This window comes from Shinella yambaruensis (assembly GCF_050859155.1).
Taxonomy (GTDB): domain Bacteria; phylum Pseudomonadota; class Alphaproteobacteria; order Rhizobiales; family Rhizobiaceae; genus Shinella; species Shinella yambaruensis.
Genome location: NZ_CP150639.1, coordinates 199,717 through 213,804, shown reverse-complemented (window position 1 = coordinate 213,804; position 14,088 = coordinate 199,717). Strand labels below are relative to the sequence as shown.

12 protein-coding genes are annotated in these 14,088 nt (G+C 66.9%); 2 read left to right on the top strand and 10 right to left on the bottom strand.

From position 1 onward, the window contains the following. Nucleotides 1–52: 52 nt before the first annotated feature. The 5 genes from WMC41_RS23380 to araD all read right to left on the bottom strand — a co-directional run bounded on the left by WMC41_RS23380 (nt 53) and on the right by araD (nt 6,215). Nucleotides 53–1,573, bottom strand: a complete 1,521-nt coding sequence (locus WMC41_RS23380; protein ID WP_432349101.1) for an ABC transporter substrate-binding protein — start codon at nt 1,571–1,573, stop codon at nt 53–55. A 150-nt stretch (nt 1,574–1,723) separates the two neighbouring features. After that, nucleotides 1,724–2,629, bottom strand: coding sequence for a dihydrodipicolinate synthase family protein (locus tag WMC41_RS23375; protein WP_432349099.1), 906 nt, complete (start codon nt 2,627–2,629; stop codon nt 1,724–1,726). Further along, nucleotides 2,629–3,534, bottom strand: a complete 906-nt coding sequence (locus tag WMC41_RS23370; RefSeq protein ID WP_432349097.1) for a 5-dehydro-4-deoxyglucarate dehydratase — start codon at nt 3,532–3,534, stop codon at nt 2,629–2,631. Before WMC41_RS23370 ends, WMC41_RS23375 begins: the two co-directional genes overlap by 1 nt. 140 nt (nt 3,535–3,674) lie before the next feature. Further along, nucleotides 3,675–4,385, bottom strand: a complete 711-nt coding sequence (locus WMC41_RS23365) for a ribonuclease activity regulator RraA (protein WP_244766338.1) — start codon at nt 4,383–4,385, stop codon at nt 3,675–3,677. A gap of 93 nt (nt 4,386–4,478) precedes the next feature. Then, nucleotides 4,479–6,215: an L-arabinonate dehydratase gene (araD, locus tag WMC41_RS23360; RefSeq protein ID WP_432349096.1), complete on the bottom strand. Its 1,737-nt coding sequence runs from the start codon at nt 6,213–6,215 to the stop codon at nt 4,479–4,481. Between the two features lie 145 nt (nt 6,216–6,360). On the opposite strand from araD, the gene WMC41_RS23355 reads away from it, so the two are divergent. Then, a complete protein-coding gene (locus WMC41_RS23355; protein WP_244766336.1) occupies nt 6,361–7,074 on the top strand; it encodes a GntR family transcriptional regulator in 714 nt (237 codons plus the stop codon). On the opposite strand, the gene WMC41_RS23350 is transcribed toward WMC41_RS23355, so the two are convergent. The 5 genes from WMC41_RS23350 to WMC41_RS23330 form a co-directional block, all read right to left on the bottom strand. Further along, on the bottom strand, nt 7,062–8,036 hold the full coding sequence (locus WMC41_RS23350) for a 2-hydroxyacid dehydrogenase (protein ID WP_432349094.1): 975 nt from the start codon (nt 8,034–8,036) through the stop codon (nt 7,062–7,064). The two genes, WMC41_RS23355 and WMC41_RS23350, sit on opposite strands and share 13 nt — an antisense overlap. Beyond that, nucleotides 8,033–9,667 carry an ABC transporter ATP-binding protein gene (locus WMC41_RS23345; protein WP_432349093.1) on the bottom strand — a complete coding sequence of 545 codons (1,635 nt, stop codon included), beginning with the start codon at nt 9,665–9,667 and terminating at the stop codon, nt 8,033–8,035. The genes WMC41_RS23350 and WMC41_RS23345 overlap by 4 nt, the downstream gene beginning before the upstream one ends. After that, the gene (locus WMC41_RS23340; RefSeq protein WP_432349091.1) at nt 9,660–10,580 is read right to left on the bottom strand and encodes an ABC transporter permease; all 921 of its coding nucleotides are present in this window, start codon (nt 10,578–10,580) and stop codon (nt 9,660–9,662) included. The genes WMC41_RS23345 and WMC41_RS23340 overlap by 8 nt, the downstream gene beginning before the upstream one ends. A 9-nt stretch (nt 10,581–10,589) precedes the next feature. After that, nucleotides 10,590–11,504 carry an ABC transporter permease gene (locus tag WMC41_RS23335; RefSeq protein ID WP_272807696.1) on the bottom strand — a complete coding sequence of 305 codons (915 nt, stop codon included), beginning with the start codon at nt 11,502–11,504 and terminating at the stop codon, nt 10,590–10,592. Nucleotides 11,505–11,688: 184 nt separating this feature from the next. Then, nucleotides 11,689–12,528, bottom strand: a complete 840-nt coding sequence (locus tag WMC41_RS23330) for a DMT family transporter (protein ID WP_432349090.1) — start codon at nt 12,526–12,528, stop codon at nt 11,689–11,691. A 380-nt stretch (nt 12,529–12,908) separates the two neighbouring features. Between WMC41_RS23330 and WMC41_RS23325 the strand changes: the two genes are divergently transcribed. Continuing rightward, nucleotides 12,909–13,928 (top strand): ABC transporter substrate-binding protein, encoded by a 1,020-nt coding sequence (locus tag WMC41_RS23325; protein WP_432349089.1) that lies wholly within the window; start codon nt 12,909–12,911, stop codon nt 13,926–13,928. The last annotated feature ends 160 nt before the right edge of the window (nt 13,929–14,088 follow it).

Genomic DNA, 14,088 nt, shown 5'->3' with positions numbered 1-14,088 from the left:
TCCATCGCTTGGCAGACGATGCGGGCCGGTCGGACCGGCCCGCACGACAGGCTTACTTGAACTTGATCTGGGAGAGCTGGAGCTCGGAATTCGTCGCGATCGTCGGCTTGAAATCCAGCCGGGGCGAGACGCGGGTGAAGCCGACCATGTGGAACATCGGGATATCGGCGATGATCTCCGCGTTCACCTTGGCGAACAGCTCCTTCCACAGCTTTGTGCGCTCGTCGCCCGTCGCCGTCGTCGCCTTTTCGATCAGCGCATCGACGGCCGGATCCCGCACCATCGAATGCGCGCCCGTCGAGGCATATTTGACGAAGGCGGTGAAGACCGGGTCGCCGGTGGCGTTGTCATGCTGCGACTGGGTCAGCGTCGGGCCGGAATCGGCCACATAGGGCGAGACGAAGTAGTTGTTCCACACCGACACGTCGTACATGTCGAGCTTCACGTTGAGGCCGACCTCCTGGAGCATCGCCATGATGGCTTCCATCGCCTCGGTGGCGTTCGGATACTGGCCATTGCGGCCGATGATGCGGACCACCTTGTCGACCGGTACGCCGTCGGCCTTCGCCTCCTCGACCAGCTTCCTGGCCTTTTCGGGATCATAGGGCCAGACGGGGATGTCGGCATTGTAGCCGATGGTCGTCGGCACGACGAGTTGGGTGGCGATCTGCGCCTGCTCGGGGAACAGCGTTCCGAGCATGGCCTGCCGGTCGATGGCAAGGTTCATCGCCTCGCGGATGCGCCGGTCGTCAAGCGGCGCCTCGCGCGTGTCGATGCGCAGGGACGTCGTCTCGGAGTTCGGATAGGCGAAGTCCGTTTCCTTGTTCGTGGCATCCTGCAAGGCGACGGACGGCACGATATCCGCCTCGCCGGCCTCGACCATGGCCGCCGCCACGGCGCTGTCCGAGCGGAACAGATAGGTGGCCTGCTCCACGCCGGGCTGCTCGCCCCAGTAGTTCGGGTTGCGCTTGAGGACGATCGACTGGCCGACCTCCCACTTGTCGAAGACATAGGCGCCGGTGCCGACGGGGTTGCGAGTGAATTCGTCGGCCGGCGTCGCCTCGGCGGATTCGACCGGCATGACGGTCATCAGCAGCGGAAGGATCGGCTGCGCCGGCTTGGTGGTGATGCGGATCGTATGCGCGTCGGGGCTCTCGAAGCTGAATTCGGTGCCGCCGAAATACTTGCCGCCCACCTCGCAGCTGAATTTGGGATTCTTGTTGCGCTCGATGGTGAACTGCACGTCCTTGGCCGTGAAGTCCTTGCCGTCGTGCCACTTGACGCCCGGCCGAAGCTTGAATTCCCAGGTATCGGCGTCGACCTGCGACCATTCCGTGGCAAGGCGCGGCTTCAGCCCGCCATTCACATAGTCGAACTCGACGAGCATCTCGTTGACATTCTCGGAAATGACGCGGCCGACATCCTGGCGGGCCGCCATGCAGGGCTCGACCACGTCGACGGTTTCGGCAAGCACGATCGTCACGTTCCTGTTCGCGTCCTGCGCGGTGGCGTGGCCGGCGCCCAGCGCCAGCATCGTGGTGGAAAAACAGACAGCTGCCATGCGGCGTTTCATTTCGGTCTCCTCCCTCGGCATCCGGCAGGACGCCTCTTTTCTTTGATGAAATCCAGACCTGTGGGTCGCGATGGTGATCCGGGCAATTCCCCTCCGAATTGCGGATCAACTAATGCACATGCACACTAATATTCCAGTTCACCTCCTATTTCAAGCTTGGATGAGTCGGTTTGCGACGAGGAACTGCCGCAGGATGGCCTGCTGGTCGGACGAAAGCGGCCAGGCCGCGGGCGGGCGCGTCGAGCCGCAGTCGCAGCCCATCGCCGCAAGCGCCGCCTTCACGCCGGTGACATTGGCCCCGTTCAGCTCCATGGCGCGCACCGCCTCGAAAGGCGCCATATCCGCGATCAGGCCGCGCGCGGCGGCATAGTCGCCGGTTTCGAGCGCCGCATGGATGGCGATGGAGCGCTCCGGCCAGATATTGATGAGGCCGGAGGTGAAGCCCCGCGCGCCGACGGCATAGAGCGCCGGCGCCCAGACCTCGGCGAGCCCGCCCACCCAGAGGATGCCGGGATCGCAGGCCGCGATCGCCTCGGCGAGCTTCAGCGGGTTCGGCGTCGCCCATTTCACCCCGATGACGCCGGGAATGGCGCAGAGCCGGGCGATGGCCGCGGTGCCGATGGCGTCGTTGCGCAGATAGAGCACCAGAGGCAGTCCCGCGCCGGCCTCCGCCACCCGCTCGACATAGTCCACGACGCCGCGCGGGGCGGCGAAGGGATCGGGCGGCTGGTGCACCATGAGCCCCGCCGCGCCGGCGCGGCGGGCCGCGGCCGCCAGCCGGCAGGCGTCCTTCACCGACCGTCCCACGCCGGCGACAACAGGCGCGCGGCCGTCGACGAGCCCACAGACCGCAGCGGCCATCGCCTCGGCCTCCTCGACGGTCAACGCATAGAACTCGCCGGTATTGCCGTTCACCACGGGCACATGCAGGCCCGCGGCGAGCGCCCGGTCGAGGATCGGGCGCAAGCGATCCGGCGCGATCCGGTCCTCGGCATCGAACGGGGTGACGAGGATGCCGGAAATGCCGCCCAGCGCCTTTCTCAGATCGCCCGCCATCATTTTGCCGACGCGATGAGGTCGCGCATCATCGCGATCTCCTCCTCGGAAAGGTCCGTCAGCGGCGCGCGCACCGGGCCGGCCTCGAAGCCGCGCAGACGCACGCCCGCCTTGACGGCGGAGACGGCATAGCCGCTCTTGCGGTCCCGGATCCGGGCGAAGAGATAGTAGAAGTCGCGCAGCATCTGCTCGCAGGTCGCATCGTCGCCGGCAAGGAAGGCCCCGTGGAACCTCAGGGCCGTCTCGGGAACGAAGTTGAAGACCGCCGAGGAATAGGTCGGCATGCCGGCGCCGCGATAGGCCTGGGCGAAGAGCTCGTGCGTCGGCATGCCGCCGATATAGGACAGGCGATCGCCGAGCATCACCGTCACCCGCCGGACGGTGTCTATGTCGCCCGTGCCGTCCTTGAAGCCGATGAGGTTGGGGCATTCCTCGGCCAGTTTCGCCAGTTGCTCGGCGGAAACGCGGGCCTGGCCGCGGTTGTAGACGATGACGGCCATGCGAGTGGCCTTGCATACCGCGCGGATGCGGGCGGCAATGCCCTCCGGCGGCGCTTCGGTGAGGTAGTGCGGCAAGAGCAGGATGCCGTCGCCGCCGGCCGCCTCGATCTCGCGCGCCATGTCGCAGGCGATCCGCGTGCCGTAGCCGCAGCCGGCGATGACGGGCGCATCCCCCGCCACCATGCGTGCCGTCTTCACGACCTCGACCACCTCGCCCGGCGCCAGCGAGAAGAGCTCGCCCGTGCCGCCCGCGACGATGAGGCCCGCCACCGGATAGGACGAAAGCCATTCGAGATGCGCGGCAAAGGGTTTTGCCGCAAAATTGTCCTCGGCATCGAAGGGCGTGACCGGGAAGGACAGGAGGCCGTTGCGAATGATCTCGCGCAGGTCGGTCGGGTGGATCATGCTATTCTCCTCAGTTCGGTTGCGCCGCTCTTCCGGAAGAGCGGCGGGAAATTCCGATGGCCGTGCCGGGCGCGCGCGTCCTCTCGGCCGGAACGGACGCCCCGGCCTTGCAATGCTGTCGTGCCTTGAGGGCGGAGGGCCTAGCGGCCGTTCGCCGCCCGCCAATCGGCAAAGAGCGCGAGATTGGCCTCGTCGGTCGCCGGGTAGAGCCCGATGATCGTGTGCCCCGCCTTCACCCGCTCGACGACGAAGTCCTCGTAGGCGGTCATCTCGACGGCCTCGTCGGCGATCTCGTCGGCGATCTCCGCCGGGATGACGATGACGCTGTCGTCATCGCCGACCACCACGTCGCCGGGGAAGACCGCGACATCGCCGCAGCCGATCGGCACGTTGATGTCGATCGCCTCGTGCAGCGTCAGGTTCGTCGGGCTGGAGGGCCGGTTGTGGTAGGCGGGGATGTCGAGCGCGCCGATCACCATGGAATCGCGAAAGCCGCCGTCGGTCACCACCCCTGCCCCGCCGCGCGCCATCAGCCGCGTGATCAGGATGTCGCCGGCCGAGGCCGCGCGCGGATCCTTGCGGCTGTCCATGACGAGCACATGCCCCTCGGGGCAGGTCTCGATGGCGAGGCGCTGGGGATGTTTGGGATCGCGGAAGACGGACATCGGATTGCGATCCTCGCGGGCCGGCATGTAGCGCAGCGTGAAGGCCGGCCCGACCATGTTGCGCCCCTTGGCGCGGACGGGGCGCACATCCTGGATCGTCTGGTTCCGGAGGCCGCGCTTGTAGAGCGCCGAGCACAGGGTCGCGACGGAAACGCCCTGCAGCTTCTCACGGGTTTCGGGTTTCATCTGTCCTCCTCAATCGCCGAAGCGGCGGGTTTCAACGGTCCAGTCACGCGCCCTGCCGGCAAGGCCGCAGCCCACCGGGCATGGCGCGCCTCCTCAGTTGATGACCGGTTCCGGCGTCTTGCCGCCGAATTCGGTGCGCAGGAAATCGAAGTCACAGCCCTTGTCGGCCTGCTCGATATGCCGGGTGAACATGAAGCCGTAGCCGCGCTCGTAACGGGGCTCCGGCGGTCGCCAGGCCGCGCGGCGCGCGGCAAGCTCCGCCTCGGGAACGAGCATGTTGAGGCTGCGCGTCGGGATGTCGAGCTCGACGATGTCGCCGGTCCTCAGCAGGGCGAGCGGGCCACCGACGAAGGCCTCGGGCGAGACATGCAGCACGCAGGCGCCGAAACTCGTGCCCGACATGCGCGCATCCGACAGGCGCACCATGTCGCGCAGGCCGAGCTTCAGGAGCGCCTTGGGCATCGGGATCATGCCCCATTCCGGCATGCCCGGCCCGCCCTGCGGCCCGGCATTGCGCAGGACGAGCACCGTCTCCGGCGTCAGCGGGTAGTCCGGATCGTCGATGATCGCCTTCAGGTCGGGGTAACTGTCGGCCACGAGCGCCGGGCCGCGGTGACGGTGGAACCTGGGATCGCAGGCCGCCGGCTTGATGACCGCGCCATCGGGCGCGAGATTGCCCTTCAACACGGCCAGCGACCCCTCGTGATAGACCGGATCGGAGAGCGGCCGGATCACGTCGTCGTTCCAGACCTTGACGGCATCGAGCCCCTCGACCAGCGGCCGGCCGGTCACGGTGATCGCGGTTGGGTCGAGTTTGTCGCCGAGCTGCTTCATCAGCGCGCGCAGCCCTCCGGCATAGAAGAAATCCTCCATGAGATAGGTCGAGCCCGACGGGCGGATATTGGCGATCACCGGCGTCGTGCGGCCGATGCGGTCGAGATCGTCCAGCTCCAGCGGAACGCCCGCGCGGCGGGCCATGGCGATGAGGTGGATGATGGCATTGGTCGAACAGCCCGTCGCCATCGCCACGGTGACGGCGTTGTTGACCGCGGCGGGCGTGATGATCCGGTCCGGCGTCAGGTCTTCCCAGACCATGTCGACGATGCGCCGGCCGCAGGCGGCCGACATGCGCTGGTGGTTGGCATCGGCGGCCGGGATCGAGGAGGCGCCCGGCAGCGTCAGCCCCATCGCCTCGGCGATCGCCGTCATGGTGGAGGCCGTGCCCATGGTCATGCAATGGCCGTAGCTGCGGGCGATGCCGCCCTCGATGCCCTGCCACTCCTCCCTGGAGATCGTGCCGGCCCGGCGCTCGTCCCAGTATTTGAAGCCGTCCGTGCCGGAGCCCAGCGTCTTGCCGGCATAATTGCCGCGCAGCATGGGGCCGGCCGGCAGGTAGATGAAGGGGACGCCCATGGAGACGGCGCCCATGACCAAAGCGGGCGTGGTCTTGTCGCAGCCGCCCATCAGCACCGCGCCGTCGATAGGGTGGGAGCGCAGCAGCTCCTCGGTCTCCATGGCAAGCAGGTTGCGGTAGAGCATGGTCGTCGGCTTGACGAAATTCTCCGAGAGCGACAGTGCCGGCAGCTCCATCGGAAAACCGCCCGCCTGCAGGATGCCGCGCTTCACCCATTCGGCCCGCTCGCGGAAATGCATGTGGCAGGGCTGGGCGTCCGACCAGGTGTTGATGATCGCGATGATCGGCTTGCCCTGCCAGTCCTCCGGCGCGTAGCCCATCTGCATCGTCCGCGACCGGTGCCCGAACGACCGCTGGTCGTCCGGCATCATCCAGCGGGCCGAACGCAGCTCTTCGTAGGTCTTCCTCCCGGCCATTTCCGTCTCCTTCCGCAGCCGCCTCCCGGCTGCGCCTCAACATCGATACTAATATTTTAGTTTTACATCTATATCAACATCTATATTTCTATTCTTGTGTATGAGCGACACGCCGGATAACACTGCGGGAAAAAGGACAACCACGATGACTACATCGCTTGCCCAGACGTTCGGCCTTTCGTCACCCGGTTTCCCCGCCATCGCGGGAAGCACCGTGCAGCGCGTCTACGACGACCTGCGCAAACGCATCATCACGATCCAGCTGCCGCCGGACACCACGCTGTCGCGCACCGAGCTGACCGAGACCTACGAGGTCAGCCAGACCCCCATCCGCGAGGCGATGCAGCTCCTCAAGCAGGAGGGCCTCGTGCGCATCTATCCGCAGTCGCGCACCGTCGTGACGCGCATCGACGTGCCGCAGATCTACGAGGCGCATTTCCTGCGCGTGGCGCTGGAGACCGAGGTCTGCCGCCGCCTGGCGCAGGAGCCGGATCCCTCCACCGTCACGCGGGCCCGCTCCATCATCAAGATGCAGGAGGCCGTCGCCGACGATCCCGAGCAGATGGTCATCTTCCAGGAGCTGGACGAGCTCTTCCACCAGACGCTGTTTGCCGGCGTCAAGCGCAGCGGCCTGCACCAGTTGATCCGCGAGCGCTCTGGGCATCTGGAGCGCATCCGCCGCCTGCACCTTCCGGAGAAGGGCAAGGTGGTGAACATCCTCGAGGGCCACCGAGCGATCGTCGAGGCGATCGCGGCCGGCGACGAGCATGCCGCCATCGCCGCCATCCGCGATCATCTCAGCCGCACCGTCGCCAAGGTCGAGGAGCTGCGCAACGAGTTTCCGCACTACTTCGCCTGACGCGCCGCCCCTGCTCCGTTCACCGGCGTCAGGAGCGGCTTTCCGGAGAAGAAGGCCGCAAGGTTGTCGATGACGAGCTGTGCCATGCGGTCGCGCGTCTCTTCCGTGCCGCTGGCGTGATGCGGGTAGAGCACGACATTGTCGAGCGCGGCGAAGGCCGGGTCCGGATGGGGCTCGTTGTAATAGACATCCAGCCCGGCCGAGGCGATCCTCCCCTCGCTGAGCGCACGGATCAGCGCCGGCTCGTCCACCACCGAGCCGCGCGCGATGTTGACGAGGCTGCCGGCCGGGCCGAGGGCGTCGAGCACCGCGGCCGAGATCAGCCCTTCGGTTTCCGCCCCGCCGGGCGTTGCGACCAGCAGGATGTCGGCCCATTCGGCCAGCTTCACGGGATCGTCGAAATAGGCATAGTCGTTGCCGGTCTTCCGCGACCGGCCGCAGTAGCCGATGGTCAGCCCGACGGCCTCGCAGCGCCGGGCGATGGCAAGGCCGATCCGGCCGAGCCCGACGATGCCCGCCCTCTTCCCGGCGGTCGACGTCGTCAGCGGCATCATGCCCTGCCGCCCCCAGTCGCCCGAGCGGACGTAGCGGTCGCCGACGACGAGCCGGCGCCGGGCGGCCAGCATCAGGAGCAGCGCCATGTCGGCGACATCGTCGAGCAGCACGTCGGAGGTGTTGGTGAGGGTGATGCCGCGCCGGGTCATCGCCGCGACATCCATCTGGTCGTAGCCGGCGGAAGAGCAGGCGGCGAGCTTCAGGGCCGGCAGCCGCGCCAGGAACGCGTCGTCGATCGCCACATGGCCGTTGACCACCATGGCGGTGCAGCGCGGGCCGGCTTCCGCCAGCATCGCCTCGCGGTCATCGCCCTTCAGGAGATCGAGGCGGTGCACCGTATAGGCCTCTTCGAGCAGGGCCATCTGGCGCGGGCGGAGCGGATAGGCAACCAGAACATCGGGTTTCATGCGGAGACACGTCCTTCTTCGAGGTTTCGGGCGGCGCGGCGGGCGGCCTGGATATCGGGATCCGGATCGAGGCTCGCGGCGAGCAGCGCACGCGTATAGGGATGCCGCGGGGCATCGAAGATCTGCCGCACCGGGCCTTCCTCGACGATCTCGCCGGCCTTCATGACGATGACGCGGTCGGCGAAATCGCGCACGACCGGCAGGTCATGGGCGATGAACAGGTAGGAGAGGCCGAATTCGCGCCGGAGCCCGTCGAGCAGCGCGATGACCTGCGCCTGGATCGACACGTCGAGGGCGGACACCGCCTCGTCGCAGACGATCAGCTTCGGCTCCATCGCCAGCGCCCGGGCAATGGCGATGCGCTGGCGCTGGCCGCCGGAGAACTGGTGCGGATAACGGCCGGCCATGTCCGGCTTCAGCCCGACCTTGACCAGCAGCTCGGCGACCTTCTCCTTCCAGCGCGCCTTCAGCAGGATATCCGGATGGATCACCCAGGCCTCGGAGATGAGCTGGAACACCGTCATGCGCGGATTGAGCGATTGCGTGGGATCCTGGAACACCATCTGCAGGTCGCGCCGCAGCCCGAACAGCTCCCGCGGGGTCATCGCCAGAAGGTCCCTGCCCCGATAGAGGATCTCCCCGCCGTCGGGATCGTCGAGCCGCAGCATGGCGCGGGCGAGTGTCGACTTGCCCGAACCGCTTTCCCCCACCACGGCGACCGTCTCGCCGGGCATGATCGCAAGGTCGATGCCCTTGAGCGCATGGAAGAAGCCGTAGTGCTTGTGCAGGCCGACCGCCTTGACCAGCGGTTCGCCCCGGCGCTCGCGCGCCTCGGGCATCGCCCCCTTGCCGGGCGCCGCATCGATCAGCTTGCGCGTATAGGGATGCTGCGGGTTCTGGTAGACGGCCGCGGCCTTGCCGGTCTCCACGATGGAGCCACCGTTCATCACCACGACCCGGTCGGCGATCTCGGCGACGACTCCGAGGTCATGCGTGATGAGGAGGAGGCCCATGCCGGTCTCCTGCTGCAACTCCTTCAGAAGCTCCAGCACCTGGGCCTGCACCGTCACGTCGAGGGCCGTGGTCGGCTCGTCGGCGATGAGAATGTCCGGCTTGCAGGCGAGCGCCATGGCGATCATCAGCCGCTGCCGCTGGCCGCCGGAGAACTGGAACGGATATTTGCGCATGGCCGCTTCCGGCTGCGGGATGCCGACACGCTCGAGGAGGTCCAGCGCGCGCCGTCGCGCCTCCGCCCCGGGGGTGCCGTGCATCGTCATCATCTCGCAGATCTGCCAGCCGACGGCATAGACGGGATTGAGATGGGCGAGCGGATCCTGGAAGATCATGGCGATCTTCGCCCCGTTGATCGCCCGGCGCTCTTCGGCGTCCATGGCCAGCATGTCCCTTCCGTTGAAGAGAATGGTGCCGGCGGTGATCTTGCCGGGCGGCATGTCGATGAGGTTCATGATCGCCGAGGCGGAGACGGACTTGCCCGAGCCGCTTTCGCCGAGGATGGCCAGCGTCTCGCCGCGATCGAGATGCCAGCTGACGTCCTGCACGGCATTGACCGTGCCGGCGGCGGTGTGGAACTCGACCGACAGGCCGCGGACCTCCAGCAGGTGTTCAGCCATTCCTGCGGCCTCCCATTTCAAGGCGCCAGCGCTGCGTCGGATCGAGCGCGATGCGCATCCAGTTCGAAAGAAGATTGAGCGACAGGGTCGTCAGGATGATCGCAAGGCCCGGCCAGAAGGACAGCCACCAGGCATTGGTAAGATAGGGCCGACCCTGGCTGACCATGAGGCCCCAGGTGATCTCCGGGGCCTGGATGCCGATGCCGAGGAAGGAGAGCGAGGATTCGGCCAGCATGACGAAGGCGAAATCCAGCGTCGCGATCGTCACCAGCGTCGGCAGGATCACCGGCAGGATATGACGGAAGACGATGCGCCGGTGCGAGGCGCCCATCACGGTCGCGGCCTGCACGAACATGCGCTCGCGCACCTCCAGCACCTCGGCGCGCGTCGTGCGCAGGTAGATCGGGATGCGCGTGACGGCGAGCACCAGCACGATGTTGGCGACGGAGGGCTCGAGCATGTAGAGCACGATGACGGCGAGCAGCAGCGAGGGGAAGGACATGATGACGTCGCCGAGCCGCATGATCCACTGGCTGGCGGATCGCCGGCTATAGCCGGCCACCAGCCCCAGCGTGCCGCCGACGAGCGACGAGGCCAGCACCGCCGCGCCCGCGACGAGCATCGTGTTCTGCGCCGCCACGACGATGCGGGCCAGCAGCGGCCGGCCGAGCGCGTCGGCGCCGAGAATGTAGATCCAGCCGCGCGCAAGATCGAAGGGCGGCGCGTTGCGCCCGCGCAGGTTCTGCTTCGTGGCGACCGCCTCCAGGAGGAGGGGGCCGAAGAGCGCACAGAGCAGCGCCAGCAGCAGGAAGAGCGCCGCGAAGAAGGCGAACTTGTCCGCCCACAGCATGGAGAACCAGCGGGCCAGCGCACCGCCCGGCTTTCGCCCAGGGAGAGTTTGCGTGTCGGTCATGGTCATCGCTCAATACCGGATACGGGGATCGAGCAGCGCATAGGCGAGGTCGATCAGGAGGTTCATGAGGAAGATCGCCAGCGCGGAGACCATGATCACGGCGAGCACAACGGCGAAATCGCGCAGCAGGATGGAATCGATCATCAGCTTGCCGATGCCCGGAAAGCCGAAGACCGTCTCGACCACGACGGCGCCGTTGAGGATCGCCGCCGCCTGGTCGCCGATCACGGTGATGACCGGCAGCATGGCGTTGCGCAGGCCGTGCACGAAGATGATGCGCGGCGTGCGCACGCCCTTCGCCCGTGCCGTCTTCACATAGGCGGAGGAGAGCACGTTGATCATCGAGCCGCGCACCACCTGCAGGATCAGGCCGAAGGGGCGGATGAAGAGCACGCTGACCGGCAGGATCCAGTGCAGCGCCGTCCCCGTTCCCGAGGTCGGCAGCCAGTGCAGGTTGACCGCGAAGATGACGATGGCGACGATGGCGAGCCAGAAATCCGGGGCGGAAGCGCCGATCAGCGAGAAGAAGGTGGCGATCCGGTCGAAGATGCCGCCGACGCGGAAGGCGGCGAGCGACCCGATGACGATCGCCGCCACCGTCACGCAGCTCATGGTGATGACGGCGAGCCGGAGCGTCCAGGAGAAGGCCTCCAGCACCACCTCCATCGCCGGCCGCGCCTGGCGCAGCGAATGGCCGAAGTCAAGCTGCACGAGATCGGCGACATAGCGGCCGAACTGCACGATCAGCGGATCGTTGAAACCGTGCATCTGGCGGAACTGCTCGCGCATCTCCACGGACGCATCGAGCGGCAGGTAAAGGTCGGTGGGGTCTCCCGTCAGCCTCGACAGGAAGAACACAAGGACGACGAGCCCCACCAGCGAAACGCCGCTGGCAATGGCCCGCTTGCCGATGAATGATTTCATGCCACTCCTCCCGAGCGAGAATTTCATGGGTCCGGTCCTGCCGCGGCCGTCTTGCAGGAGGCCGCCCTCCCGGCTCCTGCTGGCCCCTGCGGACCAATCGACGGCACGTCGCCTGAACCCACCGTAAGTAATATATTAGTACACCTGAGATTTTTGTGAACCTGTTTTTTCGCGTTCGGCGAAATCAGTCGCCGCCCTCTGCGCGGTGACGCCGCCACCGCGCGCCGCCGGCCGCCAGGAGCGCTGCGCCGAAGATGATCGCGGCACCGATCCAGGTCGTCACCGGCGCGACCTCGCCGAAGAACAGGAAGGCGAGCGCCGCCACGACCGGCAGGCGCAGGAAATCGAGCGGCGCGAGGAACGACGCGCTCGCCATGGCGAAGGCGCGCGTGATGAGCGCCATGTTGAGCGCCCCCAGCCCACCCTGCAACGCCAGCAGGCCGATCTGCGCCGGGCTCGGCGCCGCCCAGACCGGCAGAGCGGCGAGAAGGCCCAGTGGTGCCATCGCCAGCAGGTTCCAGGCGACGAGGCGATCGGTCGTGTCACGCAGCGCCATGCGCCGCAGGATTAGCTGGCTGATCGCCGTCAGGATCGCGCCGGCAAGGGCAAAGAGCAGCCAGGGATCGAACGCGCCGGCGCCGGGCCGTATGATGATGACGATGCCGATGAATCCGACCAGCACGCCGAAGACCACGGACAGCGCGACCTTCTCCTTGAGGAAGATCCAGGCGCCGAGCGTGAGGAAGATCGGCATGGTGAAGTTGATCGCCGTGGCATCGGCGAGCGGGGCATGCCCGAAGGCGATGAACAGGGCGACGAGCGAGGCGAACTTCAGGCCCGCGCGCACGACATGCAGCGCGCGATAGGGGGACGCCATGATCTCGACCCGCCGCAACAGGAATGGCAGCACGGCGAGAAGGCCGAACAACGCCCGGAAGAACCCGATGATCAGCGGATGGACGCCGCCCGCCAGCATGCGCACGATCACCGCGTCGAGCCCGGCCAGCACGGCCGCACACACCATGATGAGCACCGCCGCGCCTGCCCGCGGCCCCGGCACCGCCGCCCTCACGCAAAACCGCCCGCGACCGGCCCGGATATGATGTGGAACGCCATGACCTTCCTCCGCACACGCCCCTCTTCCTGCGCGCGAACTTACGGCATGGCGACGCGGCGATCCATACTAAAATATAAGAATATTAGTACCGAAGGCGGAACGCACGCAATGGCATAGCCGGCTGCCACGGGCACCAGCGGCTCGGTTGAGAAGTGAATGTAGCTTATCTACATTTTCTTTGACAAATGTAGATTTCTTCATTATACCGATGCTCACCCACGGCGGTGAGACGCGAAGGCCCGACCGGTCTTCGCAGGAGGCCGTGGCGTCACCTGGAGGAAATCGATATGTCACGCCGTTTCGCGCTGGCCTCAGCGCTCGTAGTCCTGTGCTCGCACGTCTTTTCGGCCGGTAGCGCCGATGCTGCGGGAATGACCGTCTATTGCCCGATGTCGGAAGACGATTGCGGCGCCGTGCTGAAGGCCTTCAAGGACGATACCGGTATCGAGGCGCAGTTCGTGCGCATCGGCGCCGGCGAGATCCTCGCCCGCATCCGCGCCGAAAAGGCCAATCCGCAAGCCGGCCTCTGGCTGGCAGGCGCGGCGGACAACTTCATCCAGGCGGCCGGCGAGGGCCTGCTTGCCGCGCACAAGGCCGTTGGCATCGACAAGGTCGATCCGCGCTACACCGACAAGGAAGCCCGCTGGACGCCGATCTCGCTGTCGCCCATCGTCTTCGCCTACAGCCAGCAGGTGCTCGACGAAATCGGCGCCAAGCCGCCGACGAGCTGGAAGGCCTTCGCCGATCCGGCCTTCAAGGACAGCGTGGCGCTCGCCCATCCGGCCTCGTCCGGCACGGCCTATGTCGCGCTCGCCTCGACCGTCCAGCTGCTCGGCGAGGAGCCGGCCTTCACGCTGATGAAGGAGATCGACAAGAACGTCGTGCAGTACACCCGCTCCGGCATCGCCCCCTCCCGTATGGTCGCCAACAACGAGATCGCGCTCGCCATGGCCTATACGCAGGACATCGAGGCGGCGCTCGCCCAGGGTTATCCGGTCGGCTATTCCTTCCCGGAGGAAGGCACCGGCTTCGAGGTGAATGCCGCCGCTGCCATCGCCAATGCGCCGGAGGAGCAGGCCAAGGGCGCCAGCGCCTTCCTCGACTGGGTGCTGACGGAAAAGGGCCAGGCCGCCATCGGCGCCACCTTCCGCGGCCCGATCGTGCCCGGCTACAAGAACCCGGATGCCAGGATCGACCTGTCGAACGTCAAGATGATCGACTACGACTTCACCTGGGCCGGCGAGAACCGCGCGCGCCTGCTGGAGCGCTACGAGAACGACGTCCGCCACAAGGCCGACGCCAAGTAAGCCACCCGACCACTGACCGGCCGCCGCCTCCCCTCTCCCAGCCGGCTGCCCTTTCTTCCCGGCAGGGAGAAAGGGCAGCCCCTGGCAAAGGGGCTTGTCAGCAGGCGAAAGGCTCGCTCTCTTTGTCTTCATGCGGTTCCGCGCGGACCGCTCAAGGAGC

Coding starts and splice junctions, on each gene's coding strand:
- WMC41_RS23380 (WP_432349101.1), bottom strand. CDS start 1,573: ATGAAACGCCGCATGGCAGCTGTCTGTTTTTCCACCACGATGCTGGCG.
- WMC41_RS23375 (WP_432349099.1), bottom strand. CDS start 2,629: ATGGCGGGCGATCTGAGAAAGGCGCTGGGCGGCATTTCCGGCATCCTC.
- WMC41_RS23370 (WP_432349097.1), bottom strand. CDS start 3,534: ATGATCCACCCGACCGACCTGCGCGAGATCATTCGCAACGGCCTCCTG.
- WMC41_RS23365 (WP_244766338.1), bottom strand. CDS start 4,385: ATGAAACCCGAAACCCGTGAGAAGCTGCAGGGCGTTTCCGTCGCGACC.
- araD (WP_432349096.1), bottom strand. CDS start 6,215: ATGGCCGGGAGGAAGACCTACGAAGAGCTGCGTTCGGCCCGCTGGATG.
- WMC41_RS23355 (WP_244766336.1), top strand. CDS start 6,361: ATGACTACATCGCTTGCCCAGACGTTCGGCCTTTCGTCACCCGGTTTC.
- WMC41_RS23350 (WP_432349094.1), bottom strand. CDS start 8,036: ATGAAACCCGATGTTCTGGTTGCCTATCCGCTCCGCCCGCGCCAGATG.
- WMC41_RS23345 (WP_432349093.1), bottom strand. CDS start 9,667: ATGGCTGAACACCTGCTGGAGGTCCGCGGCCTGTCGGTCGAGTTCCAC.
- WMC41_RS23340 (WP_432349091.1), bottom strand. CDS start 10,580: ATGACCGACACGCAAACTCTCCCTGGGCGAAAGCCGGGCGGTGCGCTG.
- WMC41_RS23335 (WP_272807696.1), bottom strand. CDS start 11,504: ATGAAATCATTCATCGGCAAGCGGGCCATTGCCAGCGGCGTTTCGCTG.
- WMC41_RS23330 (WP_432349090.1), bottom strand. CDS start 12,528: ATGGTGTGTGCGGCCGTGCTGGCCGGGCTCGACGCGGTGATCGTGCGC.
- WMC41_RS23325 (WP_432349089.1), top strand. CDS start 12,909: ATGTCACGCCGTTTCGCGCTGGCCTCAGCGCTCGTAGTCCTGTGCTCG.